Source organism: Roseivivax sp. CAU 1761 (genome assembly GCF_054482755.1).
In genome coordinates, this window is sequence record NZ_JBTLRM010000008.1 from 81,351 (window position 1) to 107,021 (window position 25,671).

Sequence of the window (25,671 nt, forward strand, 5' to 3'; positions counted from 1 at the left end):
TCTCTCCGCGCCTCCCGCCGCCGATTGTCTCGACGGCACCTTCGGCCAGCGGGCAAAAAACTTCAAGCCTAAAGTTTTATGCTTGAAATGATTGCCCGTGGACGAATATTGTCATCCCGACACGACCGACAAGGGAGAGCGCGATGAAGACCGTCTGCCTCGGAGGCGGCCCGGCCGGCCTCTACTTCGCCATCAGCCTGAAACTGCGGAATCCCGAGGCCGAGGTCACGGTGATCGAGCGCAACCGCGCCGACGACACCTTCGGCTGGGGCGTGGTGCTGTCGGACGAGACGCTCGACAACCTCGCGCAGAACGACCCCGACAGCGCCCGGCTGATCCGCGACCATTTCGCCTACTGGGACGACATCAAGGTGGTCAAGGAGGATGTCGCCATCACCTCCACCGGCCACGGCTTCTGCGGGCTCGGCCGCAAGACCATGCTGCTCCTGCTGCAGGACCGCGCCCGCGAGCTCGGCGTCGATCTGCGCTTCGAGACCGAGGTCGACGACATCGACGCGCTGCGCCGCGACTATGACCTCGTGGTCGCCGCGGACGGGGTGAATTCCAAGACCCGCAAGGCCTACGAGCACGCCTTCCGCCCCGAGATCGACACCCGCGCCTGCAAGTTCGTCTGGCTCGGCACCCATGCCAAGTTCGACGACGCCTTCACCTTCATCTTCAAGAAGACCGAGGCGGGGTGGATCTGGGCCCATGCCTACCAGTTCGACCCCGACACCGCGACCTTCATCGTCGAATGCGCCGAGGACACCTGGCGCGGCCTCGGCTTCGACGCGATGGACCAGGACGCGATGGTCGCCAAATGCGAGGAGATCTTCGCCGATCACCTTCGCGGCCACGCCCTGATGTCGAACATGAAGCACCTGCGCGGCTCGGCCTGGCTGAACTTCAACCGCGTGCTCTGCGAGAAGTGGCACCACGAGAACGTCGTGCTCCTGGGCGACGCCTCGGCCACGGCGCATTTCTCCATCGGCTCGGGCACCAAGCTGGCGCTCGAGAGCGCCATTGCGCTGGCCGAGCTGGTGACCAAGGAGGAGAGCCTCGAGAAGGCCTTCGAGAAATACCAGGACGAGCGCCGGCTCGACGTGCTGCGTCTGCAATCGGCGGCGCGCAACTCCACCGAATGGTTCGAGGAGGTGGAGCGCTACCTGCATCTCGACCCGGTGCAGTTCAACTACTCGCTGCTGACCCGGTCGCAGCGCATCAGCCACGAGAACCTGCGCCTGCGCGACGCCGCCTGGCTCAAGGACGCCGAGGAATGGTTCCAGGCCCAGGCCGGCGCCAACGGCGTGCACCGCGCGCCGATGTTCGCGCCGTTCCAGCTGCGCGACATGCGGCTGAAGAACCGCATCGTCGTCTCGCCGATGGCGCAGTACAAGGCCAAGGACGGCACCCCCACCGACTGGCATTTCGTGCATTACTCCGAGCGCGCCAAGGGCGGCGCGGGCCTGGTCTACGTGGAGATGACCTGCGTTTCGCCGGAGGGCCGGATCACCCCGGGCTGCCCCGGGCTCTATGCGCCGGAACACGAGGCCGCCTGGACCCGGCTCTGCGACTTCGTCCATGCCGAGACCGACGCGAAACTCTGCATGCAGATCGGCCATTCGGGCCGCAAGGGATCGACCCAGCTCGGCTGGGAGGAGATGGACGCGCCGCTGCCCGAGGAGAACTGGCAGACCCTGTCGGCCTCGCCGATCCCGTGGTCGGAGCGCAACCCGGCGCCCAGGGCGATGGACCGCGCCGACATGGACATGGTGCGCGACCAGTTCGTCGCCGCCACCGAGATGGCGGCCCGCGCCGGCTTCGACATGATCGAGCTACACGCCGCCCACGGCTACCTGATCTCGTCCTTCATCTCGCCGATCTCCAACCGGCGCGAGGACGCATACGGCGGCAGCCTCGAGAACCGCATGCGCTACCCGCTCGAGGTGTTCCGCGCCATGCGCGCCGCCTGGCCCGCGGAAAAGCCCATGTCGGTGCGCATCTCGGCCACCGACTGGGTCGGCGAGCGCGGCGTCGAGGGTGCCGAGGCGGTGGAGATCGCCGCCCTGTTCCGCGAGGCCGGGGTCGACATCGTCGACGTCTCGGCCGGGCAGACCAGCTCGGAGGCGCAGCCGGTCTATGGCCGCATGTTCCAGACCCCGTTCTCCGACCGCATCCGCAACGAGAAGGGCATCCCGACCATCGCGGTCGGCAACATCTACGAGCCCGACCACGTCAACTCGATCCTGATGGCCGGCCGCGCCGACCTCGTGGCTCTGGCCCGGCCGCATCTGGCCGATCCCTACTGGACGCTGCACGCCGCCGCGGCGCTGGCCGACGAGGAAACCGCCTGGCCGCTGCCCTACCTGCCCGGCCGCGACCAGATGCGCCGCCTTGCGGAGCGCGGCGAGGGCCTGGGGATCCGGGTATGACCGACCTGTCGGGCAAGCGCGCGCTGGTCACCGGCGGCGGCTCGGGGCTGGGCGCCGATCTGGCGCGCCGGCTGGCCGAGGCCGGGACCGAGGTCTGGATCGCCGGACGCCGGGAAGAGGCGCTGGCGGCGGTGGCCGAGACCTGCCCCGGCCTGCACACGATCACCGCCGACGTCACCGACGAGGCCTCGGTGGCGGCGATGTTCGAGACCGCCGGGCGCTGCGACATCGTCGTGGCCAATGCCGGCGCCTCGGCCAGCCGTCCCTTCGCCAAGACCGATCTCGCCACCTGGCGGGCGATGATCGACGTGAACCTCACCGGCGCCTTCCTGACCCTCCGGGGCGGCGCGGCGCAGCTCAATGGCGCGCCCTGGGGCCGGCTGATCGCCGTCGCCTCGACCGCCGGGCTCAAGGGCTACGGCTACGTCTCGGCCTATGCCGCCGCCAAGCACGGGGTGGTGGGCATGGTGAAATCGGCGGCGCTGGAACTGGCGCGGAGCGGGATCACCGTGAACGCCCTCTGCCCGGGTTTCCTCGACACCGAGATGACCGACCGCTCGGTGGCCAACATCGCCGAGACCACCGGCCGCAGCCCCGAGGAGGCCCGCGCCTCGCTCGAGAGGATGAGCCCGCAGCGCCGGCTGATCCGGCCCGACGAGGTCTCCGCGGCGGCGCTCTGGCTCTGCGGGGCGGGGTCGGACGGGATCACCGGGCAGGCCATCGCGATCGCCGGCGGCGAGGTCTGACGGCGCCAAGTTGCCGGATTGCGCCGCCTGCGGCGGCGCCCCGGGGAGGGGGCTGCCGCCCCCTCTTGGCGCGTGCCGCGCCAATTCACCCCTGCGGATATTTGCGCTCAGAAGAAGGCTGGCTGGCACGGAAGGGGGCGGGGCGGGTCAGCGGCCGAAGCCCGCCATGCTGGCATAGCCGCCGACGATGGCCTTGCGGGCGGCATGCGGCAGCACCTGGTCGACGTCTCGGAAGCCCGCCGGGGCGCGCTTCTCGACCTCGTCGATGACCCGCTCGGGGCCGCCGATGCGGTTGGTGGCGACCACCTCGGCGGTCTTCGGCAGGCGCTCCTTCTCGTAGGCCCAGATCGCGGCGCGGGGATGCTCGGCGCGGGCCAGCGCGTCGGCCAGGCAGCGCGCGTCCAGCACCGCCTGGCTGGCGCCGTTCGAGCCCACCGGATACATCGGATGCGCGGCGTCGCCCAGCAGCGTGACCCGGCCGAAGGTCCAGCGCGGCAGCGGGTCGCGGTCGGCCATCGGGTATTCGAAGATCGCCGGGGTGGCCCGGACCAGCCCGCCGATATCCATCCCCGGCACCCGGAAGCGCAGGGCGTGCGGCAGCACCTGGGCGAGGCTCGCCCGGCGCGACCAGCTGTCGGGCGGCGGCGGCGACACGGCCGGGTCCTTGATGCGCACGTTGACCACCCAGTTCATCAGCTGGCGGCCCTTCTCGGGCGGGGCGATCGGGTAGAGCACGAACTTGCCGCCCAGCCCGCCGCCGATCGCCATGCTCTGGCCGTCGAGCCAGACCGGCCAGTCGGCGGCGCCGCGCCACATCACCACGCCCTGCCAGGACGGCGGGCCCTCGCCCGGGTAGAACACCCGGCGGCCGGCGGAATGGATGCCGTCGGCGCAGACCAGCACCTCGCCGCGCGCCGTCTCGCCGGCGCCGCCCTCGGCGGAATCGGTGAACTGCGCGGTGACCCCGGATTCGTCCTGCACGAAGCCCGCGAGCCGCCGCCCGGTGCGGATCGCGCCCGGCCCCAGCCGGTCGAGCACCGCATCGTGGATGATCTTCTGCAACCGGCCGCGATGGATCGAGAATTGCGGCACGTCGTGGCCGGCATGCTTGCCGCGCAGCTCGGTCCAGACCTCTTGGCCCTGGCGCGTCAGGTAGGCCAGCTTGCGGGTCCGCACGCCGACCCGGTCGAGCTCGGGCAGCAGCCCGAGCCCGGCCAGTTCGCGGATGGCGTGCGGCAGCACGTTGATGCCGACGCCGACCTCGCGGACCTCGCGGGCGGCCTCGTAGAGCTGCACCGGAATGCCGCGGGCATGGCACATCAGCGCCGTGGTGAGGCCGCCGATCCCGGCCCCTGCGATCACGACCCGCATGGGCTCAGCCCTCCTCGGGGGGCGGCAGGAAGTCGACCTCGTGCTCGGCCGAGACCGCCACCACGTCGGCCGGGTTGGCGTCGGGGCCGAGATTGTGCAGCGCCCAGAACAGGTCGTAGAGCCGCCGCGTCGGCGCCACCCAGAACAGGCATTTGATCGTCGTGTCGGTCTTGTTGAAGATGCCGTGCGGCACGTTCATCGGCAGCCGGATCAGGTCGCCCGGCTCGGCATAGGTCTCGACCCCGTTCAGCAGCAGGTCGAAGCGGCCCTCGAGCACGTAGATGAACTCGTCCTGGGTCGGGTGGATGTGCGGCGGCACGAAGGTGCCCTTGGGCAGCGTCGCGTGCCAGGCCATCGAGTTCTCGGAACGCTGCTTGGGCACGTAGGTCTGCCCGAGGATGTTCCAGGTGACCCCGTCGAGGCCGGAATTGGACTTGGTGACGCCGGGCAGCATGGTCATGGGTTTCGATCCCTTGGATTGCTCAGACATGCAGGAAACGGTCCTTCACTTCGGGGGTGGCGAGGATCTCGGCGGTGGTGCCGGTCCAGACCACCCGGCCCTTCTCGATCACCACGTGGCGGTCGGCGAAGCGGGTCAGGGCATCGACGTTCTTGTCGATCACCAGAATCGCCTCGCCCTCGCGCTTGAGCTTCTCCAGGCAGGCCCAGATGTCGGCGCGGATGAGCGGCGCCAGCCCCTCGGTGGCCTCGTCGAGCACCACGAGGCGGGGATTGGTCATCAGCGCCCGGCCGATCGCCAGCATCTGCTGCTCGCCGCCCGAGAGCTGGTCGCCCATGTTGCGCCGGCGCTCGGCCAGACGCGGGAACAGCTCGTAGATCCGCGGCAGCGTCCAGGGCCCGGGCCGGGCGGTGGCGCGCAGGTTCTCCTCGACATTCAGGGTGGGAAAGATCTGCCGGCCCTCGGGAACCAGCCCGAGCCCGGCCAGCGCCACCCTGTGCGGATCGGCGCCGGTCAGGTCGGTGCCGTCGACGCTGACCCGGCCGGCGCGCGGCTTCAGGAGGCCGAAGATCGACTTGATCGTGGTGGTCTTGCCCATGCCATTGCGCCCGAGCAGGGTCACCACCTCGCCGGGGCCGACCTCGAGATCGATCCCGAACAGGATGCGGCTGTCGCCATAGGCGGCTTCCAGTCCCTCGACACGCAGCATCAGGCGTCCTCCTCCTCGCCGAGATAGGCGGCGCGGACCTGCGGATCGGCGCGCACCTCCTCGGGTGTGCCGGTGGCGATCAGGCGGCCATAGACCAGCACCGAGACGCGGTCGGCGAGCGCGAAGACCGCCTCCATGTCGTGCTCGATCAGCAGCATGGTGACGCGGCCCTTGAAGCGCTTGAGCCGGGCGACGAAGGCCTGCGCCTCCTCGCCGCCGACGCCCGCCAGCGGCTCGTCTAGGAGCAGCACGCGGGGCTCGGTGGCGAGCGCGATGGCCAGCTCCAGACGCCGGTGCTCGCCGTGGCTCAGCGCCCGGGCCGGCACCGGGGCGCGCTCGGCCAGGCCCGCCTCCTCGAGCGCGGCGAGGGCGCGGGCATTCAGCTCGGCCTCCCGCGCCACCGGGGCGAAGAACCGGAAGGAGGAGCCGGCGCGCGCCTGCACCGCCAGCGCCACGTTCTCGAGCACCGTGAAGCCGGGCAGGATCTGGGTGATCTGGAAGCTGCGGGCGAGACCCAGATGGACCCGCTCCGGCATCGAGGTGGCGGTGATGTCCCGGCCGTCGAGCGCGATGCGCCCGGCATCCGGCGCCAGCTGGCCCGAAAGCTGGGCGATCAGCGTGGTCTTGCCGGCGCCGTTCGGGCCGATGATGGCGTGCAGCTCGCCCGGCGCCACGTCGAGGGTGACGTCGTCGGTGACCTTCAGAGCGCCGAAGCTCTTGGCGAGGTTGCGGACCTGCAGATGGCTCATTCCGGACGCCTCCCCAGCCCCATGCGCTCCAGCGCGCCGGTGATGCCGCGGGGCGAGAACAGCACCATCAGCACCAGGAAGACGCCGAACCACAGCCGCCAATGCTCGGTCAGGGCGCCCAGGAACTCCTCCAGCAGCAGCGCCGCCACGGCGCCGCCGATGGCCCCGGTAAGCGTGCCGATGCCGCCCAGCACCACCATCACGATGAGCTCGCCCGAGCGGTGCCAGGACATGAAGGCGGGCGAGACGAACTCGGCCTGGTTGGCGAGGAAGACGCCGGCCACCGAGGTCATGCAGCCCGAGATCACGAAGGCGGTGAGCTGGTAGCGGAAGGGCCGGTAGCCCACCGCCTCCATGCGCAGGCGGTTCTCGCGGATGCCGGTCAGCACCCGGCCGAAGCGCGCGCCGACGATGCGGTGGCAGATCCAGAACAGCGCGATCAGCACGGCCAGCGTGACGTAGTAGAGCGTCACGTCGTTCTCGAGGAGGTCGGAGCCGAACACCGTGGAACGGTTGCGCAGCCCGTAGCCGTCATCGCCGCCATAGGCCGAGAGCGAGATGAAGAAGAAGAAGGCCATCTGCCCGAAGGCCAGGGTGATCATGATGAAGTAGACGCCCCGGGTCCGGAGCGAGATCGCCCCGGTGACGAAAGCGAAGAGCGCCGAGACCGCGACCGCGGCCAGGACCTGCAGGAGCAGGTCGTTGACGCCGTAGCTCGACAGGATCGCCACGGCATAGGTGCCGAAGCCCAGATAGGCGGCGTGGCCAAAGGAGACCATGGCGCCGAAGCCGAGGATCAGGTCGAGCGCCAGCGCCGCCATCGCGTAGGCCAGGATGCGGGTGCCGATCAGGGTCAGGAACGGGTCGTCGAGCGCCTCGGCCACCGGCGGCAGCGCGGCGAAGAGCGCGAAGAGGACGAGCGCCGCCTTGACGCGGGGCGCCAGCGCCGGGCGCCGGGTGTCGGCGGCGGCGGGAATGCTCTGGGTCGCCATCAGCCGCGCCCTCCGAAGAGACCCGCGGGACGGGCGAAGAGGATCGCCGCCATCAGGATGTAGACCAGCATCGGCGCCAGCATCCGGCCGGTCTGCCCGGCGGCCGCCGGCTCCAGCACCGAGCGCAGCAGGATCGGGCCGAAAACGCCGCCCAGCGTGTCCACCACGGCGACCAGGATGGCGCCGAGGAAGGCGCCCTTGATCGAGCCGATGCCGCCGATGACGACCACCACGAAGGTCAGGATCAGCACGCTTTCGCCCATGCCGGTATCGACCGACAGGATCGGGGCGACCAGCGCGCCGGCAAAGCAGGCCAGCACCGCCCCGAGGGTGAAGACGATGGCGAAGAGCTTGCCGATATCGACGCCGAGCGCCGAGACCATGGTGCGGTTGGTGGCGCCGGCCCGCAGCAGCATGCCGATGCGGGTGTAGTTGACCATCAGGAAGAGCCCCGCGGCCACGGCGAGGCCGGCGACGATGATGGCGATGCGGTAGACCGGGTATTGCAGCGGGCCCATCAGCGGCACCGAGCCCGACAGGATGTCCGGCATCGGCACCGAGAGCGGCGAGGTGCCCCAGATGATCTTCACGCTTTCATTGGCGATCATCACCAGCCCGAAGGTCGCCAGCACCTGGTCGAGATGCGAGCGCGCGTAGAGCCTTCGGATCACCACCACTTCGAGGATGAGCCCCACCGCGACGGCGCCCGGCAGCATCAGCAGGAGACCCCACCAGAAGCTGCCGGTCATCGCCGCGAAGGTGGCCAGAAGGTAGGCGCCCACCATGTAGAGGACGCCGTGGGCGAGATTGACCACGTCCATGATGCCGAAGACCAGCGTCAGCCCGGCGGCGATCAGGAACAGCAGCACGCCGAGCTGCAGCCCGTTCAGCAATTGCAGAACGAAGAGATTGGCCATGGACGTGGTCCCTCCCTTTCTTTCGGATCAGGCGCCGCCCATCTCGCACTGCTCGGCGTAGTTATCGACGTAATCGTCGAAGATCTTCTCCTTGGCCGAGGTGCCGTACATGCCGTCCTCGCGCTTCACCGCCTCGACCAGCCAGAAATCCTGGACGGGATAGTTGTTGACGCCGAAGGAGAAGTCGCCGCGCGGGCTGTCGAAATCGGCCTCCTTGATCGCCGCGCGCAACGCGTCGCGGTCGGTCAGGTCGCCGCCGACCTTTTCGACCGCCGAATGGATCAGCTGCGCCGCGTCATAGGCCTGCATGGCGTAGGTGCCGGGCACGTGGCCGTATTTCTCGATATAGGCCGAAACGAATTCCTCGTTGGCCTCATTCTCCATGTCGGGCGCCCAGTTGGCGCCGCCGAGAAGCCCCACGGCGGCGTCCTGGGTCGCCGGCAGCGTGGTCTCGTCCACGGTGAAGGCCGACAGGAACGGAATCGAGGAGAGGCCCGCCTGGCTGTATTGCTTGACGAGGTTCACGCCCATGCCGCCAGGCATGAAGGTGAAGAGCGCGTCGGGCTGGAAGGCGGCGATCTGCGCCAGCTCCGACGAGAAGTCGAGCTGTCCGAGCTCGGTGAAGACCTCGCCGGCGACGCCGCCGGTATAGGAGTTCTTGAAGCCCGCGAGGCTGTCCTTGCCAGCCTGGTAGTTCGGCGCCATCAGGAAGACGTTCTGGTAGCCCTGCTGCTGCGCGTAGGCGCCCATCACCTCGTGGTTCTGGTCGTTCTGGTAGGAGGTGACGAAGAAGTTCTCGTGGCACTCCGCCCCGGCGAAGTTCGAGGTGCCGGCATTGGTGGAGATCAGGATCGTGCCGGTCTCGGTCACCGGCTGGTGGATCGCCACCAGGATGTTGGAGAAGATCGGACCGACCACGAAATCGACATTCTCGCGCTGCACCAGCTCGCGGGCATTGTCCGCGGCGAGGTCGGGGCGCTGCTCGTCGTCGACGACGATGATCTCGGTCTTCATGCCGCCGAGATCGCCGATCGTCTCGGCCGCCAGCATGAAGCCGTTGCGGGCCTGCTCGCCGAGCGCCGCAGCGGGGCCCGACAGGGTGTAGATCAGGCCGATCTTCAGAACGTCGTCCTCGGCCGCGGCGGGCACGTCCTGGGCGGTCGCCGCCTGGGCCAGGCCGAGCGACAGGATCGTCGTGGCCAGAAGCGTGGTCTTGTGGGTCATCTGTGGTCTCTCCCGTGTCGGTTTGTCAGAGGCCGCGCCGTCTGTCGGGCGTCGTGCCGGTCGGTCTTGCGGCCCTTCATCAGGCCGTTATCTCATTGGCCTTGCAAGTCCTTTCTGGGGTCAGCCTGCGCGACGGGCCGGAGTGCCGCCTGCATCAGGGGGGAGGCGGGATCGGCAAGGCCGTCGATCACGCTGAAATGGTGGCGGTCGGGTTCGACATGAGCCAGCGTCTCGGCGCCGAGCCCGTGCCAGATATTGGCGATCAGCGCGGTCTGGCGCAGGAATTCCTGCCGCTCCGCACCGCCCACCCAGGCGGTCAGCCGCACGTCCGGCAGCGGCCGCTTGAGCGCCGGGGAATTGGCCTCGGCGCGCGCCATGTCGAGGCCGAGCTGCGCGTTGCGCGCGGTGCGCAGCATCGGGCGCAGGTCGTGCAGGCCGGAAATCGAGACGACATGCGCGAGCCGCGCCCGGGTGGCCTCGGAAAGCGGGCTGTCCTCGCACATCATCGCGGTGACGAGGTGGCCGCCGGCGGAATGGCCGGACAGCACCACCGGCCCCGCCACCTCGCCGGCCGCGTGGTCGATGGCGGCGCCGATCTCGGCGGTGATCTCGGCGATCGAGGCCTCGGGGCAGAGCGTGTAGGACGGCATCGCCACCGCCCAGCCGCGTGCCAGCGCCCCGGCCGCGAGATGCGACCAGTAGGACTTGTCGAGCGCCACCCAATAGCCGCCATGCACGAAAACGAAGAGCCCGCGCGGCGTGCCCTCGGGCAAGAACAGGTCGTAGCGGTTGCGCGGCGCGGGACCGTAGGCCACGTCCAGCCGCCCCCGTGCCGCGTCGCGGAAGGCCGCGGCCGGCGCCACCCAGGGGCCGGGATAATCGGTCCCGCCCGGGATGTTGCGTCCGTTCTCGTAGGCGTCGTCCCAATCCGTGATACGGTGCACGATCACGCGTTTCTCCCCGTCGTCCCGGCCGATCAGCGCCGGCCTTTCGGGTATCGTTACAGCCCCCGCAGAGTATTTCAAGCTCAAACCTTTTTTGCTTGAAACAAACTTCGCCGCTGCCTAGCCTACCCTCCTGACAAGGCAGTGGAGCGACGGGCGGTGCGGCACGGAAACGACGGCGATGTGAGGGAGCGTCCGGTGACGGACGAGGAAAGCAAGGCACGGCTGAGGCTGTGGCTCCGGATGCTGAAGAGCACCCGCCGGGTCGAGTCGGCGCTGCGCGACCGGCTGCGCACCGAATTCGACACCACCCTGCCCCGCTTCGACGTGATGGCCGCGCTGGCGCGCTACGATCAGGGCCTGAAGATGAGCGCGCTGTCGGGCGTGCTCCGGGTCTCGAACGGCAACGTCACCGGCATCGTCGACCGGCTGGCCGAGGACGGCCTGGTGGTGCGGGTGCAGGTCCCGGGCGACCGCCGCGCCTCGCTGGTGCGCCTGACCCGCAAGGGGGAGCAGGAATTCGCCCGGCAGGCCGCCGCGCACGAGGCCTGGATCGGCGAGTTGCTCGAGGATTTCACCGCCGCCGAGGCCAACGGTCTTTGCGACCGCTTCGACGCGCTGACGCACAGGAACGAGGACGACGAGGCATGAGAACCGACACCACCCATTTTCGCTGCGAGATCGACGGCGCCGTGGCGGTGATCCGCCTCGACCGGCCGGACCGCAAGAACCCGCTGACCTTCGACAGCTATGCCGAGCTGCGCGACTGGTTCCGCGATCTGCATTACGACGACAGCGTGAAAGCCGTGGTCTTCGCCTCGAACGGCGGCAATTTCTGCTCCGGCGGCGACGTGCACGACATCATCGGCCCGCTGACCCGGATGAGCATGAAGGAGCTTCTGGCCTTCACCCGGATGACCGGCGATCTGGTCAAGGCGATGATCAATTGCGGCACGCCCGTCATCACCGCCGCCGACGGCGTCTGCGTCGGCGCCGGCGCGATCATCGCCATGGCCTCGGACCTGCGGCTGGCGACGCCGGAGGCCAAGACCGCCTTCCTGTTCACCCGCGTGGGCCTCGCCGGCTGCGACATGGGCGCCTGCGCCATGCTGCCCCGGATCATCGGCCAGGGCCGCGCGGCGGAGCTCCTCTATACCGGCCGCGCGATGAGCGCCGAGGAGGGCGCGGCCTGGGGCTTCTGGAACCGCCTCGTGCCGGCGGCGGATCTCGAGGCCGAGGCGGTGAAGCTGGCCCGCAGGATCGCCGAGGGTCCGACTTTCGGCCACATGATGACCAAGACCATGCTGAACCAGGAATGGTCGATGTCGCTGGAGCAGGCGATCGAATCCGAGGCCCAGGCCCAGGCCATCTGCATGCAGACCGAGGATTTCACCCGCGCCTACAACGCCTTCGTGGCGAAGGAAAAACCGGTCTTCGAGGGCGATTGATGGCGGACAGATCCTATCTCGACTGGCCGTTCCTGGAGCCGAGCCACCGCGCCCATGCCGAGGGGCTGGAGGCGTTCGCCGCGGGGCTGGGGCCGATCGACCACCACGACACCGACGCCACCTGCCGCGACCTCGTGCGCCGGCTGGGCGAAGCCGGCTGGCTGGCGCCAACCGCCATCGACCCCACCGCGCCGGCGCCGCTCGACGTGCGCACCCTCTGCCTCAGCCGCGAAACGCTGGCGCGCCATGACGGGCTGGCGGATTTCGCCTTCGCCATGCAGGGGCTGGGGACCGGGGCGATCTCGCTTTTCGGCAGCTCGGCGCAGCAGGCCGAATGGCTGCCGCTGACCCGCAGCGGGAGGGCGATTTCCGCCTTCGCGCTGACCGAGCCGCAATCGGGCTCCGACGTCGCCAACTCGACCATGACGGCGCGCGACGACGGCGACGCCTGGGTGCTCGACGGCGAAAAGACCTGGATCTCGAATGGCGGCATCGCCGATGTCTACACGCTCTTCGCCCGCACCGGCGAAGGCCCGGGGGCCAAGGGCCTCTCGGCCTTCGTGCTGCCCGCCGACACGCCCGGGCTGGAGATCGCCGAACGGCTCGACACCATCGCGCCGCACCCGCTGGCGACGCTGCGCTTCGACGGCGCCCGGCTGCCAAGGTCTGCGCTGATCGGCCAGCCCGGACAGGGCTTCAAGATCGCCATGTCGGTGCTCGACGTGTTCCGCACCACCGTGGCCGCCGCGGCGCTCGGCTTTGCCCGCCGGGCCCTCGACGAGGCGCTGGCGCGCGTCACGGCGCGGCAGGTGCAGGGCAAGCCGCTCTCGGATCTGCAGATGGTGCAGGCCCATATCGCCGAGATGGCGCTGCGCGTCGATGCGAGCGCGCTGCTCGTCTACCGCGCCGCCTGGACCAAGGATCAGGGCGCGCCGCGGGTCAGCCGCGAGGCTGCGATGGCCAAGCTCTACGCCACCGACGAGGCGCAGAAGGTGATCGACGCGGCGGTGCAGCTGCATGGCGGCGACGGCGTGCGCTCGGGCGCCACGGTGGAACGCCTGTACCGCGAAATCCGGGCGCTGCGCATCTACGAGGGCGCCTCGGACGTGCAGAAGGTGATCATCGCCCGCGCCGCGCTCGACGCCGCGGGCTGACAGACCGCCGGAGGCGGGCCAACCCGCCCCGGCCAATCGAGGCCGAATTCTGGCCAGCGCACAGGGAGCGCGAAGATGACCGAAGCGACCGCCCACGACCTCCTCGGGCCCTCGGCCCACACCGACACCTTCACCCGGGACAACCTGCCGCCGCCGGCGCAATGGCCCGATTTCCTGCTCGACGGGTTCGACTATCCCGAGCGGCTGAACGTCGGCGTCGAGCTGACCGACGCGATGGTCGCCAAGGGCCATGGCGACCGCACCGCGCTGATCGGCAACGGCCGCCGCCGGACCTACAAGGAGCTCGCCGACTGGACCAACCGGCTGGCTCATGCTCTGGTCGAGGACCTCGGCGTAAAGCCTGGAAATCGCGTGCTGATCCGGTCCGCCAACAACCCCGCCATGGTGGCGGCCTGGCTGGCCGCGACGAAGGCCGGCGCGGTGGTCGTCAACACCATGCCGCTGCTGCGCGCCGGCGAGCTGGCCAAGATCGTCGACAAGGCCGAGGTGCAGTTCGCGCTCTGCGACACCCGGCTGATGGACGAGATGGTGACCTGCGCCAAGTCGAGCACCTTCCTGAAGAAGGTGGTGGGCTTCGACGGCACCTCGAACCACGACGCCGAGCTCGACCGGCTGGCGCTGGAGAAGTCGGTGACCTTCGAGTCGGTGCCGACGGGGCGCGACGACGTCGCGCTTCTGGGCTTCACCTCGGGCACCACCGGGTCGCCCAAGGCGACGATGCATTTCCACCGCGACATCCTGATCATCGCCGACGGCTACGCCCGGGAGGTGCTGAACGTCACGCCGGACGACGTCTTCGTCGGCTCGCCGCCCCTGGCCTTCACCTTCGGGCTGGGCGGGCTGGCGGTCTTTCCGCTGCGCTTCGGCGCCGCGGCGACGCTCCTGGAGAATGCCTCGCCGCCCAACATGATCGACATCATCGAGAAATTCAAAGCGACGGTTTCCTTCACGGCGCCAACGGCTTACCGGGTGATGTTGAAGGCGATGGACGAGGGCGCGGACCTCTCCAGCCTGCGCGCCGCGGTCTCCGCCGGAGAGACGCTGCCGGCGCCGGTCTACGAGGAATGGATGGCCAAGACCGGCAAGCCGATGCTCGACGGCATCGGCGCCACCGAGATGCTGCACATCTTCATCTCCAACCGCTTCGACGACCACCGCCCGGCCTGCACCGGCAAGCCGGTGACCGGCTACGAGGCGAAGATCCTCGCCGAGGATGGCAGCGAGGCGCCGCGCGGCGAGGTCGGCCGGTTGGCGGTGCGCGGCCCCACCGGCTGCCGCTACCTCGCCGACGACCGGCAGGCCGGCTATGTCGCGGATGGCTGGAACATCACCGGCGACGCCTTCGTGATGGACGAAGACGGCTACCTGCATTTCGCCGCGCGCAACGACGACATGATCATCTCGGCCGGCTACAACATCGCCGGGCCGGAGGTCGAGGCGGCGCTGCTCGCGCACCCGGCGGTGGCGGAATGCGCCGTGGTGGGCCAGCCCGACCCCGACCGCGGCCAGATCGTCGAGGCGCATGTGGTGCTGGCCGAGGGCGAGGAGCCCTGCGCGGCGCTGGTGAAACTTCTGCAGGACCACGTCAAGGCGGCGATCGCGCCCTACAAGTATCCCCGCTCGGTGAAGTTCGTGGACGCGCTGCCGAAGACCGAGACCGGCAAGATCCAGCGCTTCCGCCTGAAGCAGGACGCCTGAAGGGCCGCCGCGTCCCGGCCTGAACGGCCGGCGTGATCCCGGCCCGCCGCCCGGGGCGCCCTGCCCGAGCAGCACCGCAGGCGCCGGGCCGTCTCGCGGCGTGGCGCGATACCGCCCGCGCGCAAGGGTCGGGCGGTGGAGGGGCGTGGCGGGGATCAAGCGGACGCCTCCGGCGTCGCAGCGCCAGCCCCCGACCCGGCGCGCGCCCAGCGGCCCGTCCCCGGCGTGGCTGGGAGGTCATGGGTGCGCGCGAAGCGGAACGCGGTCGGCGACTCGATCCGACCGGCCCGGCGGGCCGCCCCGCGCCACCCGACGGGACCGCAGCACGCTCACATGTCGCGGGCGGGGTGCCGGGCGGGGTGTTCCAGGAACTCGTCGATGACCGCGCGCGGGGGTTGGACGAAATCGCCGGTCCGGCTGACCGACAGCCCCCAGTCGCGCTTCATCTCCACCGCCATCTCGGCCTGCTTCACTGCGAGCGGGATGCCGTTCACCACCGGCAGCCCGCCGACCCGGTGGCCGTGGATCTGCGCGAAGAGCAGCATCGGGATGCCGCCGCCGGGGATCAGCACGTCGGTGCCGGCGGCGATCATCGGCGCGGCCTGCTCGGCAAAGAGCCGCGCCACCTCGTCGCGCCGCGCCTCAGAGCCGTAGGCGCCGAGGATCTGGCCCGGCTCGAAATCCATCGCGTAGACGTCGGTCACCCGCTCGCGCAGACCGTATCTGCCGATCTGGTGGTGAAACCACGGGATGAAGCGGCGGTTGATCGTCACGATGCCGATCTTCTGGCCCAGCATGCAGGCCTGCAGCATCGAGGTCTCGCCAAGCGCCAGGACGGGAATGTCCACCGCCGCCCGCGCCTCGTAGAGCCCGGCATCCTGGAAATGGCCGATGACGAAGGCGTCGTAGCCCTCGCGCTCGGCCTGCACGGCGTTGCAGATCATCTCGCGCGCGCAGCGGAACTCCACCAGCGGGTGGGCATAGCTGTCGAAGGGCGTGATGCCGTGCACCAGGATCTCGGTCCCCGGCCGGGCGATGGCGTCGAGATGGGCCTGCAGCTCCTCCCAATAGGCGCCGCCATTCTCGCGGTCGACATAGCTCTGGTACCAGATCCGCATCGCCCGCGCCCTCAGAGGCCCGGAAGCCAGGTGGCGAGGCCGGGGAACAGCACCAGCAGGATCAGCAGGACCAGCGTGCAGAGGATGTAGGGGAACACCGCCCGGGTCACGTCCCAGAGCGTGGTGCCGCGCGGCGCCACCCCGAGCATCACGAACAACAGCAAGCCGAATGGCGGGGTTACGAGGCTCAGCTCGAGGGCCACCAGCATGAAGACCCCGAACCACACCGTGTCGAAGCCGAAATGGATCACCAGCGGCATGAAGATCGGCAGCGACAGCATCATGATCGACAGCTGGTCCATGAACATCCCCATGACCAGCAGCACGAGGAAGATGAAGAGCAGCATCACGTAGCCCGAGACCTCGAAGCCGGTGGCCCATTGCACCACCCCGCGCGAGGCGCCGGAAAAGGCGAGGATCTGCGCGAAGGTGGTGGAGGCGACGATGATCGTCAGCATCATCACCGACACCGCCAGCGTGCCGCGCAGGGAGCGCACGATGACGCCGGCGTCGAGCCGGCGATAGGCCAGCGCCAGGATCGCCACGGCCAGCACGCCGAAGGCGGCGCTTTCGGTCGGGGTGGCCCAGCCGAGCAGGATCAGGCCGATCACCGCAAAGATCACCAGGCCCATCGGCGCCACGTCGCGCAGCAGCGCACGGGCGATCTCGCGCGCCGGGGCGCGCTCGGCGGCATAGGCCGGGGCGGCGTCGGGATCGAGGAAGATCAGCGTGCGGATGGTCAGTGCGAAGAGCACGGCGAGGACCAGCCCCGGCAGCACCCCGGCGATCAAGAGCGCGCCCACGTCGATGCGGGCGAGCGAGCCCAGGAGCACGGCGAGCGACGAGGGCGGGATGATCATCGCAAGGCTGCCGGTGGCGAGGATCGGCCCCATCACCAGTGCGTTCTTGTAGCCGCGCTTGGTCATCTCGGGCATCAGCGTGGTGCCGAGCATCGCCGTGTTGGCCATCGAGGAGCCCGAGAGCGTGGCGAAGAGCGTGCCGCCCGCCACCGTCATGTAGCTCAGCCGGCCGCGGGCCGAGCCCAGGCACTTGTCGAGCGCGTCGAAGACCCGCAGCGCCAGGCCCGACTGGAACAGCAGCTCGCCCATCAGCACGAAGAGCGGCACCGGGACGAGGCTGAACGAGGTGACGCTGTCGGTGGCATTGGCGATGAGCTGGTCGATCCCCGGCATGCCGCCGAGAAACAGCACCGCGCCGAGGATGTTGATGCCGAGAAAGGCCAGCGCCACCGGCAGGCCGAGCCCCATCAGCAGCAGCACGCCGCCGATCATCAGCCCCGCCGCGCCATACCAGACCATCATCGCCCCGCCCCTTTCCTGTTCAGTGCTGCGCGTTCGACGCGTCGTAGGTTTCCCCGCGCAGCAGCAGACGCAGGAATTCCGTGGCCATCAGCGCGAAGCCGGTGGCCAGCATGGAGGGCAGGATCCACGACGGCAGCGCGATCGAGCGGATGTCCTGGGCGCCGGCCTCCACCGCTTCCCAGGCGACCACCCCGGCGCGCCAGCTCAGCAGCGCCAGGATGGCGATACAGAAGACCAGCGCGGCGCGGTCGATGAGGCCCGCGGCGCGCTCCGGCAGCTGCCCCATCAGCGCCCGGATCGCCACGTGGCCGCGATCGCGGATCAGCCAGGGAGCGCCCGCCATGGTGGCGAAGAGCAGCCCGTACTCGATCAGCGCGCTCGAGGGTTGCAGCGGCCGCAGGCCGAGATTGCGCAGCCCCACATCGACGACGATGCCCACCACCATCAGCACGAAGACCGAGGCGGCCAGCCCCGCGAGGCCGAAGATCACGCCGTCATAGAGCCGCAGCAGCCGCGCCATCGCCTGTCCCCCGCTGGGTGCGGGGGCGGCCGGCCATGCCGGCGCCGCCCCCGCGCGACCGTTCCGAGAGTGGGTCACCGGTCGTAATACGCCTCGCGCAGCGCGTCGTAGCGCTCCGTTCCGGCGGCTTCCATGCGCGCCCAGGCGCTGTCATAGGCGGCGTCGAGATAGGCCTCGCGGGCCTCGCCCTCGAGCTCGATCACCGTCATGCCCTGCTCGCGGACCTTGGCGTCGGTCTCGGCGATCACGTCCTGGAAGGCGTCGTAGGAGATCTGTTCGTATTCGGCGGCGACCTCGGACAGCAGCGTGCGCGCCTCCTCGCTCAGGCCCTGCCACTTGTCGGGGTTCATGACGATCGCCAGGTCGGTCTGGAAGAAGCCCGGATCGACGCGGTATTTCAGGAACTTGTCCCAGGACAGATCCTGGATCGCGACGATCGGCCAGCCGGCGCCGTCGAAGGTGTTGCGCTCGAGCCCGGTATAGACGTCGGGCACCGGGACCGAGATCGGCACCGCGCCCAGCTCCTCGAAGAAGGACTTGTAGATCGGCTGGCTGCGCAGCTTGGCGCCGTCGAATTGCAGGTTGCCCTCGGCGTCGCGGCCGGGCTCGTTCACGGTGTAGACGTGGAACTGGATGCCGCTGTCGATATGCGCCAGCAGCTCGACGCCGAGCTTCTCGGAGAAGGCCTCCTGCATCAGGGCGAAGCCGCCGTTCTCGCGCGCCTCCATGGCGGTGACGGTGGAGCCGACCCAGGCATCGGCCTCGGGCATGGTGCCGAGGTGGAACGAGGCCGGACCGTAATGCATGTCGACCACGCCGCGCTTGGTGGCGTCCATCTGCTGGTTCTGCGGGATCGCCTCGGGGCCGCCGACATAATCGATCCGCACCACGCCCTCGCCGCGTTCGTTCACGAGGTCGACGAAGCCGAGGAAGGACTGGCTGAACGCCAGCTGCGACGGGAAGGCGGTGACGGCCCGGATCGTGTCCTCGGCCGCCGCCGGCGACGCCAGCGCGGCGGCGAGGCCCAGAACGCTGGTCAAGGTGGTGAATTTCGTCATCGAGTGACTCCCTGTTGTGATCGGCCCGGCCCGGGTTGGCCCCGGGTCATGTCGCCGGAGGTCGGAACAGCCCGGCCTGCCGCAAGGCGGCAAGAAAGGCGCCCATACGGTCGCGCTGATAGGCCGCGACGTCGCGGCCGGAATAATCGTAGAAGCCCTGCCCGGATTTCATTCCGATGCGGCCCGCCTCCATGTTCTCGGCCACGATGGCCGGCGGCGCGAAGCGCTCCTCGCCGGTGGCCGCGGCCATGTAGCGGCTGGCATGATAGAGGATGTCGCCGCCGCCCCAGTCAATGAATTCCAGCAATCCCAGCACCGAGAAGCGCAGCCCGAAGCCGTATTTCACCGCCCGGTCCACGTCCTCGGCGGAGGCCACGCCCTCCTCGACCAGGCGGGCCGCCTCGTTCATCGCCAGCGCCTGGATGCGCGGCACGATGTAGCCCGGCGCGGCCTTGCAGGTCACCGGCACCTTGCCGAGCGCCTCGAGCTCGGCGCGCACCCGCTCCAGCACCTCGGGCGCGGTCTCGTCGCAGGGGCTGAGCTCGACCAGCGGCACTAGCAGCGCCGGGTTCAGCCAATGCGCGTTCAGGAAGCGCTCCGGCCGCCGGGTCAGCGCGGCGAGGTCGGTGGCCAGCATCGTCGAGGTGGTGGAGGCGAGGATCGCCGTCGCCCCGGCATGGGCGTCGAAGAGCGCGAAGGCATCGGCCTTGGCGTCGCGGATCTCGGGCACCGCCTCGAAGACCAGCTCGGCGCCGTCGAGCGCCTGTGCCGCGGCGTCCAGCGGGTGCACCGAGACCCGTGCCATCAGCGCGGACAGATGGCCCGGGTCGAAGCCGCCGAGCCCGGCCACCATGCCGAGCCCGGTCTCCACCTCCGCCAGGACCGCCGCGCGATAGGCCTCGAACCCCGCCGCGTCGCGCGGCCGGGCATCGAGAAGCGCGATCTCCGCGCCGCCATAGGCCAGCGCCTGGGCGATGCCCCGGCCCATCCGCCCGGCCCCGATGCAGGCGGCCTTGCGGCTCACGCCGGGACCCCGGACGCGGCCTCGGCCAGCCCCTCGGCCAGGGTCCGCTGCAGCTCCGCCGGGCTGCGCCCGGCGAGGCCCAGCCGCTCGAAGGTGCGGCCGTCGCGGCGCGGGTCGCGGCCGGTCACCGCCCCGGCGACCGCCAGCAGCCCGGAGGCGACCGGCGTCGGCACGCCGGCCCATTCGCCCACCGAGACCAGCAGCGCCAGCCCGACCTCGATGTCCTCGGTCATGTAGCGGTGGGTCTTGAGATCGAGGCTCTCGTGCCAGTCGCCCGAGCCCACCAGCTTGTCATGCGCGAGGTTGCCGTACATCCAGTCCGAGGTCTCGTAATGGTCGCGCAGCGGGAAATGCGGCGCGCCGTAGCCCAGCTTCTCGCGGATCGCGATGCGCTCGGCATCGAGCGCGTCGTGCACCGCGCGGATCGCCGGCTGGGTGCCCTCGTTGTGGATGTCCCACTTGTCGAAATGCTGGATCGGCCCGGCATTCATCAGGATCAGCGGCGGATGGATGATCGGCCCGGCATTCATCAGCGCCGCCGAGAGCGCATCCTCGCAGCGCTCGATGGCGCCCGGATAGACCTCCGCCAGCCGCATCAGCGCGTGATCGGTGAGCCGCGCCGGCAGCACCCCGGTGGGCAGGCGCGAGGCCCGCGTGGTGATCCGCACCTCGGCCTCGCCCTGCTTGCGGCAGAGCCACGGCAGGGTGCCGGTCTCGCAGATCGCCACATCGGCGGTGCAGCCGGCCTGCCGCACGCGCTCCAGCATGATCCACGACCCGAAGGAGCCCGGCGCCAGGTAGATCACCTGGCCGTCGACGAGATGCGGCGCCAGCGCGCCGGCCAGATCCTCCTGCGCGAAGGCCGGCATCGGCGCCAGGATCACCGCGGCGCCGTCGAGCGCCTGGCCGAGATCGGCGGTGGTTTCGACCGCGATGTCGCGGCTGCCGGCATGGTCGGTGACGCGCAGCCGCGGCGGCGTGCCGAGCGGCGCGAAATTCGCCGCATCGCGCCGCCACCAGCGCACCTCGTGCCCCGCCTCGACCGCATCGGCCACCGCCGCGTAGGATCCGTTGCCGCCTCCGAGTACCGCAATCCGCACCGCTCTCTCCTTCCCTGTTCGCCCGGAAACGATGGCAGCAAAGTTTATCTGCAAATGCAAGTATTTTATTTTAGGCTTGAAGGATACCGGCGCGGTTCCGGCCGTCTGACACGAAAAAGGCGGCCCCTCAGGGCCGCCCGGAGGACTGCGCGGCGCCCGGCGCGGCGCCGGAAAGGCTCAGCGCAGCGGCACGGAGACGCGGAACTGCACCGTCTCGATGCCGGGATTCTCGTCGTAGAGCCCGGCATTCGACCGGTGATCGTAGCTCAGCGCGTAGCGCCAGCCGCTCGGCGCCTCGTAGCCCAGCTCGAGACCCGAGCGGAACGCCACCGGCCCGCCGAGATCGAAGCCGCCATTGTCGATGTAGAGGCCCGGCATGGCGTGCAGCTCGGCATAGAACGGGCTGGCGCCGAGCCAGGTGTGCCAGGTCATGCCGGCGCCGAGCCAGGTCTCGCCCTCCTGCCCGACCGACAGGCCGAGCGCGGTGCCGAAGGGGCCGAAGCGCGTCGCCGGGTCGTGCCGCAGGTAAATCTCCGCGGCGCTGTCGGCCTCGCGCGGCACCACGCCGCCCACCGACAGCGACAGCCGCGGCGTCTCCATGCTGCGCGCCAGACAGCCGTCGGCACTGCAATGGTTCACGTTCATGTCGGTCAGTCCCGCCACCAGCATCAGAGCTGCGAACGTTCCGTCTGCCATCTGGTCCTCCTGCGCATTTTTGCGCCAGATGGCCCATGGCGGCGGAAGAAGTCCACCCGGCGAAATGTCATGGCAGGAATCCGTGGCCGCGCTACAGCGCTCGCACGGGCATCGCGGGGCGCGAAGCCGCCGGATCAGTCGCGGACGGCGCGCGGCGCGTCGAGCAGTTCGTCGAAGACCTTGCCCACGTCGCGCAGGAAGACCATGCCGGAATTGGAGCGGGCGTGCAGCCGGTGCAGCAGGGCGTGCTTGGCCGAGCGTCCGACCGGCGCGGCGGCAGCGGCCGGCGCCGCGGGCCGGGCCGCTTCCTGCGGCGCCTGGTCCAGGCTCGGGGCCGAAGTCGGCGCGGCCGGCGGGGTCGGCGCGAAATCGGCGAGCGCCTGGCAATAGGCGCTGCGGCGCTGGCCCTCGGACACGACGCGCGGCGCCTGTTCCGTTCCGTATCCCGCTCCGTATCGCGTCATGATCCCACCCGGCAGTTGTGGCCTTCGATACAGGATTAGGGCGTCTCCACCGTCGCGACAAGAATCGAGCGCTTTTTGGCCTTATTTTCGGTGCAGCCATCCAGAGAATCGGGCCAATCGCCGGGATTTTCGGGTTTTGTCCGGCTCGGGCGGACACCATGCCGGGGACGGGCCCCGGAACCGGGCGGAAATCGGGCGATTCCTGGGCGCGCCGGCCCGCGGGCTCAGCTCATCCACTGCCCGCCATCGACGTTGTAGGTCTGCGCCACGATGTAGTCGGCCTCCGCCGAGGCCAGGAAGACCGCCATGCCGGTCAGGTCCTCGGGCCGTGCGAAGCGGCCCGCCGGCACGCCGGCGGCGACCTCCGCCTTCTTCTGGCCCGGCGGCTTGCCCTCGAGCCGGGCGAACATCGAATCGACGTGCTCCCAATGCGCGCCCTCGACCACGCCGGGGGCGATGGCGTTGACGTTGATGCCGTGCCTGATGAGGTTGAGCCCCGCTGATTGCGTCATCGAGATCACCGCGGCCTTGGTCGCGCAATAGACCAGCACCAGCGGCTCGCCGCGGCGGCCGGCCTGGCTTGCCATGTTGATGATCTTGCCGCCGTGGCCCTGCGCGATCATCTGCCGCGCCGCCGCCTGAAGGGCAAAGAGCGTGCCGGCCACGTTGATCGCGAACAGCCGGTCGTAGCTGTCGCGGGTGATGTCGACGGTCTCCGCGGCATCGAAGACCGCGGCGTTGTTGACCAGGATGTCGAGCTTGCCCCTGCGCGCGACGACATCGGCAATGGCGGCGTCGATGCTGTCCTGCCGGGTCACGTCGAGCGCCACCGCGTAGGCGCCCGCGCCGAGCTCGCGCGCCGCCGCCTCGGCCGCCGCGAGGTCGATGTCGCCAAGCGCCACCGTGGCGCCCTCGCGCAGATACGCTTCGGCGAAACTCTTGCCGATCCCCCGTCCGGCGCCGGTGATCAGCGCCGACTTGCCCTGCAGCCGCTCCATCCTGGTCTCTCCCTTCATGGGGCCGGGCGCCCGCTGCGCCGCTTTGCCGATCCTGCCCGCGTTCGCCGGCCGGGGCCAGCCGCCGCCGCGCCGCCCGGCAGGGCCGCCGGTTCCGGCGGTTCCGGGCGACAACGTCCGGGTGAGGCAATCGTGCAACGCTCGCGCCTCCTGACCGGTTCGTGAACAGGCTATTTGCACCTCCGCCCTTAAAAGCCTCCGGGCGGAGAGCGGCGGTGCTCCGCGACCACCCTGACCCTGTCGCGTGCGATCGACGGAGCCCATGCCGATGACCCCTTCGACCCTGTCGATGCCCCGCCCCCTGCCCCGCGCGCGGCGGTTCGCCCTGTGCCTTGCGACGCTCGCCGCGCTCGCCGGCTGCAAGGGCGGTGGCGGCGGCGGCGGCGGCGCCGACCTGCCGGATGCCAGCCTGATCTCCTCGGCCAGCGAGGCGCTCGGCGTGCTCGAGGCCTATTACGTCAAGAGCTTCGACGCCTTCGAGGCCAAGGCGACGCAGCTGCGCGAGAACTCGAAGCGCTACACCCGGCAGAACAACCGCTGGAGCTTCAAGGGGGCGGGGCAGGTCCATCACAGCTACCCGCTGGCCTCCTCCCGGGTCGAATACGCCCATGCGGCGGGGCTGCGCGGGCGCGGACAGATCGTCTCGGTCATCGACGAGGGCTTCCGCCTGTCGCACGAGGCGCTGCGCGACCGGACATTCTTTGACCCCGGCTACGATGTCGGCCTGGCCGATCACGGCACCGCGGTCGCCTCCGTGCTGGCCGGCGACGCCGTCGGAATGGTCGGCATCGCGCCCTCGGCGGACCTGGCGCTCGGCCGGTTCGACAGCAGCGCGCATCTCGCCCGGGCGACCTGGCAGGCGCTCAGCCTCGGTGCCGTGGCGCAGAACAATTCCTGGGGCTACACGGACCTGCCGGCGACGCCCACCGGGGTCAGCCGCGCCTTTGCCGGCCCGGACGGCGCCGATTACCTCGATGCCCTGAAGGCCTATGCAAGCGAGGGCGTCGTGGTCTTCGCGGTCTCCAACGACGAGACGCGCACCCAGTCGCTGGTGATGGAGGCGCTGCCGAAGATGCTGCCGTCGCTGGAACCCGGCTGGCTGGCCGTGGTCAACGCCGTCCCGGACTTCGATGCGGAGCGCATCCTGTCGGCGCAGCGCCTGTCGGCGGGATGCCTCGACGCCGCACGCTGGTGCCTTGCCGCGGATGGCGGCTGGGACGCCGCCAATGCGGCATCCGACACCGCGTACCGCTTCGTCACCGGCAGCTCCTTCGCGGTGCCGCAGGTCAGCGGCGCGCTGGCGCTCCTGGGCGAGGCCTTCCCCAACCTGACCCCGCACCAGCTGCGGATCCGGCTGCTGGCCTCGGCCGATAACGGCTTCTTCAGCCATGACGGCACGGTGGAGCTGGCGCCGGGATTCGAGCACGGCTACAACCGCGAGTTCGGCCACGGCTTCCTCGACATCCGCAGCGCGCTGCTGCCCATCGGCACCCCGGCCGTGCCCATGGCGGACGGCGAGGCGCGCCCGGTCGACGCGCCGCTGGTCGCCTCGGGCGGCGCGGCGGGCGATGCCGTCACCCGCGCGATGCGCGACCACACGGTGCTCGCCACCGACCCGCTGGGCGGCGACTTCCTGATCCCCGCCGACAGCCTGACCGCCCAAGCCGCGCCGCCGCCCCTGCTCGGCGACCGCCTCGCGCGGCTCGGGCCCGCGGCGCTGGAGCTTGCCCGGGAGGCCGGCCCGGAGGTGATCGAGCCGGTCTTCGACGCCTATCCCGCCCTGGTCTTCGAAACCGCGCTCTCGGCCACCGGCACGCGGCTCGCGGTGATGGGTCCGGGCGATCACGGCACGGGCGATCTCGGCGCCGGGCTGCACCAGGATTTCGCAACGCTCTGGGGCAGCGGCACGATCGGGGTGAGCGTGATGAACGACGCCTCGGGGCTGTTCGGCGTCGCGCTTGGCGACACCGAAAGCGCCGGCCTCGCCGCGGCGCTGGATTTCGGCACCACCGTCGATCTCGAGCGTGGCGGCTTCCTGCGCGCCGAGGGCCGGCTCGGCCTGGCCGCGGGGCAGGAGGCGGGGTTCGGATCGGTGGAGGAGGCGAGCTTCGACAGCTGGGGGCTCGCCATCGGCAGCCGCGACCTGCGCCGCAGCGGCGACAAGCTGACCCTCAGCGCGGCGCTGCCCGTGGCGCTGGAGTCCGGCGCGGCGCGCATGGCGCTGCCGGTCGCCCGCGGCATGAGCGGCGCCGTCACCTACGCACCGATCGAGATCGACCTCGCCCCCGAAGCGCGCGAACTCGACCTGACGCTGCGCTACGAGACCCCCCTGGCGGCCGGCTGGAACATGGTCGCGGAACTCGTCCATGCCAGCAATCGCGGCCATGTCCGCGGGGCGCGCGAGACCGGCGCGCTGCTGGGGCTGTCGAAGGCGTTCTGACGCCGCGCCCGGCGGCGGCGGGCACCGGAACCGGAAGCCGCGCGCCGG

The 25,671-nt window shown here is 70.3% G+C and carries 24 protein-coding genes; 7 read left to right on the top strand and 17 right to left on the bottom strand.

Annotated features, from left to right (window positions below; genetic code table 11):
- The first annotated feature begins 143 nt into the window (after positions 1-143).
- Positions 144-2,432, top strand: coding sequence for a bifunctional salicylyl-CoA 5-hydroxylase/oxidoreductase (locus tag ACXYMW_RS07405; protein WP_459034669.1), 2,289 nt, complete (start codon positions 144-146; stop codon positions 2,430-2,432).
- Positions 2,429-3,178 carry an SDR family NAD(P)-dependent oxidoreductase gene (locus tag ACXYMW_RS07410; protein WP_459034670.1) on the top strand — a complete coding sequence of 250 codons (750 nt, stop codon included), beginning with the start codon at positions 2,429-2,431 and terminating at the stop codon, positions 3,176-3,178. The genes ACXYMW_RS07405 and ACXYMW_RS07410 overlap by 4 nt, the downstream gene beginning before the upstream one ends.
- Positions 3,179-3,325: 147 nt before the next feature.
- Here ACXYMW_RS07410 and ACXYMW_RS07415 read toward each other — a convergent pair whose 3' ends face one another.
- From ACXYMW_RS07415 to ACXYMW_RS07450, 8 genes are all read right to left on the bottom strand, one after another.
- Entirely contained in the window at positions 3,326-4,549 is a 1,224-nt protein-coding gene (locus ACXYMW_RS07415; protein WP_459034671.1) for a flavin-dependent oxidoreductase, read from the bottom strand.
- A gap of 4 nt (positions 4,550-4,553) precedes the next feature.
- Positions 4,554-5,003, bottom strand: coding sequence for a cupin domain-containing protein (locus ACXYMW_RS07420; protein WP_459034721.1), 450 nt, complete (start codon positions 5,001-5,003; stop codon positions 4,554-4,556).
- A 28-nt stretch (positions 5,004-5,031) separates the two neighbouring features.
- The gene (locus ACXYMW_RS07425) at positions 5,032-5,718 is read right to left on the bottom strand and encodes an ABC transporter ATP-binding protein (protein WP_459034672.1); all 687 of its coding nucleotides are present in this window, start codon (positions 5,716-5,718) and stop codon (positions 5,032-5,034) included.
- The gene (locus tag ACXYMW_RS07430; RefSeq protein WP_459034673.1) at positions 5,718-6,467 is read right to left on the bottom strand and encodes an ABC transporter ATP-binding protein; all 750 of its coding nucleotides are present in this window, start codon (positions 6,465-6,467) and stop codon (positions 5,718-5,720) included. The genes ACXYMW_RS07425 and ACXYMW_RS07430 overlap by 1 nt, the downstream gene beginning before the upstream one ends.
- Positions 6,464-7,459: a branched-chain amino acid ABC transporter permease gene (locus ACXYMW_RS07435; protein WP_459034674.1), complete on the bottom strand. Its 996-nt coding sequence runs from the start codon at positions 7,457-7,459 to the stop codon at positions 6,464-6,466. Before ACXYMW_RS07435 ends, ACXYMW_RS07430 begins: the two co-directional genes overlap by 4 nt.
- Complete coding sequence (locus tag ACXYMW_RS07440) at positions 7,459-8,376, bottom strand: branched-chain amino acid ABC transporter permease (protein ID WP_459034675.1); 918 nt, start codon at positions 8,374-8,376, stop codon at positions 7,459-7,461. The genes ACXYMW_RS07435 and ACXYMW_RS07440 overlap by 1 nt, the downstream gene beginning before the upstream one ends.
- A 27-nt stretch (positions 8,377-8,403) precedes the next feature.
- Positions 8,404-9,600 carry an ABC transporter substrate-binding protein gene (locus ACXYMW_RS07445; protein WP_459034676.1) on the bottom strand — a complete coding sequence of 399 codons (1,197 nt, stop codon included), beginning with the start codon at positions 9,598-9,600 and terminating at the stop codon, positions 8,404-8,406.
- Positions 9,601-9,692: 92 nt separating this feature from the next.
- A complete protein-coding gene (locus tag ACXYMW_RS07450; protein WP_459034677.1) occupies positions 9,693-10,550 on the bottom strand; it encodes an alpha/beta hydrolase in 858 nt (285 codons plus the stop codon).
- A gap of 237 nt (positions 10,551-10,787) precedes the next feature.
- Here ACXYMW_RS07450 and ACXYMW_RS07455 point away from each other — a divergent pair, with 237 nt between their 5' ends.
- The 4 genes from ACXYMW_RS07455 to ACXYMW_RS07470 all read left to right on the top strand — a co-directional run bounded on the left by ACXYMW_RS07455 (position 10,788) and on the right by ACXYMW_RS07470 (position 14,865).
- Complete coding sequence (locus tag ACXYMW_RS07455; RefSeq protein ID WP_459034722.1) at positions 10,788-11,195, top strand: MarR family winged helix-turn-helix transcriptional regulator; 408 nt, start codon at positions 10,788-10,790, stop codon at positions 11,193-11,195.
- Positions 11,192-11,992 (top strand): enoyl-CoA hydratase family protein, encoded by an 801-nt coding sequence (locus ACXYMW_RS07460; RefSeq protein WP_459034678.1) that lies wholly within the window; start codon positions 11,192-11,194, stop codon positions 11,990-11,992. Before ACXYMW_RS07455 ends, ACXYMW_RS07460 begins: the two co-directional genes overlap by 4 nt.
- Positions 11,992-13,146 (top strand): acyl-CoA dehydrogenase family protein, encoded by a 1,155-nt coding sequence (locus ACXYMW_RS07465; protein WP_459034679.1) that lies wholly within the window; start codon positions 11,992-11,994, stop codon positions 13,144-13,146. The genes ACXYMW_RS07460 and ACXYMW_RS07465 overlap by 1 nt, the downstream gene beginning before the upstream one ends.
- A 75-nt stretch (positions 13,147-13,221) precedes the next feature.
- On the top strand, positions 13,222-14,865 hold the full coding sequence (locus ACXYMW_RS07470) for an AMP-binding protein (RefSeq protein WP_459034680.1): 1,644 nt from the start codon (positions 13,222-13,224) through the stop codon (positions 14,863-14,865).
- A gap of 329 nt (positions 14,866-15,194) precedes the next feature.
- Here ACXYMW_RS07470 and ACXYMW_RS07475 read toward each other — a convergent pair whose 3' ends face one another.
- From ACXYMW_RS07475 to ACXYMW_RS07515, 9 genes are all read right to left on the bottom strand, one after another.
- Positions 15,195-15,983: an aspartate/glutamate racemase family protein gene (locus ACXYMW_RS07475; RefSeq protein ID WP_459034681.1), complete on the bottom strand. Its 789-nt coding sequence runs from the start codon at positions 15,981-15,983 to the stop codon at positions 15,195-15,197.
- Positions 15,984-15,994: 11 nt separating this feature from the next.
- Positions 15,995-17,305, bottom strand: coding sequence for a TRAP transporter large permease (locus ACXYMW_RS07480; protein WP_459034682.1), 1,311 nt, complete (start codon positions 17,303-17,305; stop codon positions 15,995-15,997).
- 19 nt (positions 17,306-17,324) lie between these two features.
- Complete coding sequence (locus ACXYMW_RS07485; protein ID WP_459034683.1) at positions 17,325-17,825, bottom strand: TRAP transporter small permease; 501 nt, start codon at positions 17,823-17,825, stop codon at positions 17,325-17,327.
- Positions 17,826-17,899: 74 nt separating this feature from the next.
- On the bottom strand, positions 17,900-18,883 hold the full coding sequence (gene dctP / locus ACXYMW_RS07490; RefSeq protein ID WP_459034684.1) for a TRAP transporter substrate-binding protein DctP: 984 nt from the start codon (positions 18,881-18,883) through the stop codon (positions 17,900-17,902).
- A gap of 46 nt (positions 18,884-18,929) precedes the next feature.
- Positions 18,930-19,907: a 3-hydroxybutyryl-CoA dehydrogenase gene (locus ACXYMW_RS07495; protein ID WP_459034685.1), complete on the bottom strand. Its 978-nt coding sequence runs from the start codon at positions 19,905-19,907 to the stop codon at positions 18,930-18,932.
- Complete coding sequence (locus tag ACXYMW_RS07500; protein ID WP_459034686.1) at positions 19,904-21,007, bottom strand: NAD/NADP octopine/nopaline dehydrogenase family protein; 1,104 nt, start codon at positions 21,005-21,007, stop codon at positions 19,904-19,906. The genes ACXYMW_RS07495 and ACXYMW_RS07500 overlap by 4 nt, the downstream gene beginning before the upstream one ends.
- Positions 21,008-21,184: 177 nt before the next feature.
- Positions 21,185-21,703 (bottom strand): acyloxyacyl hydrolase, encoded by a 519-nt coding sequence (locus ACXYMW_RS07505; RefSeq protein WP_459034687.1) that lies wholly within the window; start codon positions 21,701-21,703, stop codon positions 21,185-21,187.
- Between the two features lie 134 nt (positions 21,704-21,837).
- The gene (locus ACXYMW_RS07510; RefSeq protein ID WP_459034688.1) at positions 21,838-22,167 is read right to left on the bottom strand and encodes a hypothetical protein; all 330 of its coding nucleotides are present in this window, start codon (positions 22,165-22,167) and stop codon (positions 21,838-21,840) included.
- Positions 22,168-22,391: 224 nt separating this feature from the next.
- Positions 22,392-23,165, bottom strand: a complete 774-nt coding sequence (locus ACXYMW_RS07515; protein WP_459034723.1) for an L-iditol 2-dehydrogenase — start codon at positions 23,163-23,165, stop codon at positions 22,392-22,394.
- A gap of 286 nt (positions 23,166-23,451) precedes the next feature.
- On the opposite strand from ACXYMW_RS07515, the gene ACXYMW_RS07520 reads away from it, so the two are divergent.
- Complete coding sequence (locus ACXYMW_RS07520) at positions 23,452-25,623, top strand: S8 family peptidase (protein WP_459034689.1); 2,172 nt, start codon at positions 23,452-23,454, stop codon at positions 25,621-25,623.
- The last annotated feature ends 48 nt before the right edge of the window (positions 25,624-25,671 follow it).

Bases quoted from the DNA above. Each gene is read 5' to 3' on its own strand.
- ACXYMW_RS07405 (WP_459034669.1), top strand. From the start codon at position 144: ATGAAGACCGTCTGCCTCGGAGGCGGCCCGGCCGGCCTCTACTTCGCC.
- ACXYMW_RS07410 (WP_459034670.1), top strand. From the start codon at position 2,429: ATGACCGACCTGTCGGGCAAGCGCGCGCTGGTCACCGGCGGCGGCTCG.
- ACXYMW_RS07415 (WP_459034671.1), bottom strand. From the start codon at position 4,549: ATGCGGGTCGTGATCGCAGGGGCCGGGATCGGCGGCCTCACCACGGCG.
- ACXYMW_RS07420 (WP_459034721.1), bottom strand. From the start codon at position 5,003: ATGCTGCCCGGCGTCACCAAGTCCAATTCCGGCCTCGACGGGGTCACC.
- ACXYMW_RS07425 (WP_459034672.1), bottom strand. From the start codon at position 5,718: ATGCTGCGTGTCGAGGGACTGGAAGCCGCCTATGGCGACAGCCGCATC.
- ACXYMW_RS07430 (WP_459034673.1), bottom strand. From the start codon at position 6,467: ATGAGCCATCTGCAGGTCCGCAACCTCGCCAAGAGCTTCGGCGCTCTG.
- ACXYMW_RS07435 (WP_459034674.1), bottom strand. From the start codon at position 7,459: ATGGCGACCCAGAGCATTCCCGCCGCCGCCGACACCCGGCGCCCGGCG.
- ACXYMW_RS07440 (WP_459034675.1), bottom strand. From the start codon at position 8,376: ATGGCCAATCTCTTCGTTCTGCAATTGCTGAACGGGCTGCAGCTCGGC.
- ACXYMW_RS07445 (WP_459034676.1), bottom strand. From the start codon at position 9,600: ATGACCCACAAGACCACGCTTCTGGCCACGACGATCCTGTCGCTCGGC.
- ACXYMW_RS07455 (WP_459034722.1), top strand. From the start codon at position 10,788: ATGCTGAAGAGCACCCGCCGGGTCGAGTCGGCGCTGCGCGACCGGCTG.
- ACXYMW_RS07460 (WP_459034678.1), top strand. From the start codon at position 11,192: ATGAGAACCGACACCACCCATTTTCGCTGCGAGATCGACGGCGCCGTG.
- ACXYMW_RS07465 (WP_459034679.1), top strand. From the start codon at position 11,992: ATGGCGGACAGATCCTATCTCGACTGGCCGTTCCTGGAGCCGAGCCAC.
- ACXYMW_RS07470 (WP_459034680.1), top strand. From the start codon at position 13,222: ATGACCGAAGCGACCGCCCACGACCTCCTCGGGCCCTCGGCCCACACC.
- ACXYMW_RS07475 (WP_459034681.1), bottom strand. From the start codon at position 15,983: ATGCGGATCTGGTACCAGAGCTATGTCGACCGCGAGAATGGCGGCGCC.
- ACXYMW_RS07480 (WP_459034682.1), bottom strand. From the start codon at position 17,305: ATGATGGTCTGGTATGGCGCGGCGGGGCTGATGATCGGCGGCGTGCTG.
- ACXYMW_RS07485 (WP_459034683.1), bottom strand. From the start codon at position 17,825: ATGGCGCGGCTGCTGCGGCTCTATGACGGCGTGATCTTCGGCCTCGCG.
- dctP (WP_459034684.1), bottom strand. From the start codon at position 18,883: ATGACGAAATTCACCACCTTGACCAGCGTTCTGGGCCTCGCCGCCGCG.
- ACXYMW_RS07505 (WP_459034687.1), bottom strand. From the start codon at position 21,703: ATGGCAGACGGAACGTTCGCAGCTCTGATGCTGGTGGCGGGACTGACC.
- ACXYMW_RS07510 (WP_459034688.1), bottom strand. From the start codon at position 22,167: ATGACGCGATACGGAGCGGGATACGGAACGGAACAGGCGCCGCGCGTC.
- ACXYMW_RS07515 (WP_459034723.1), bottom strand. From the start codon at position 23,165: ATGGAGCGGCTGCAGGGCAAGTCGGCGCTGATCACCGGCGCCGGACGG.
- ACXYMW_RS07520 (WP_459034689.1), top strand. From the start codon at position 23,452: ATGACCCCTTCGACCCTGTCGATGCCCCGCCCCCTGCCCCGCGCGCGG.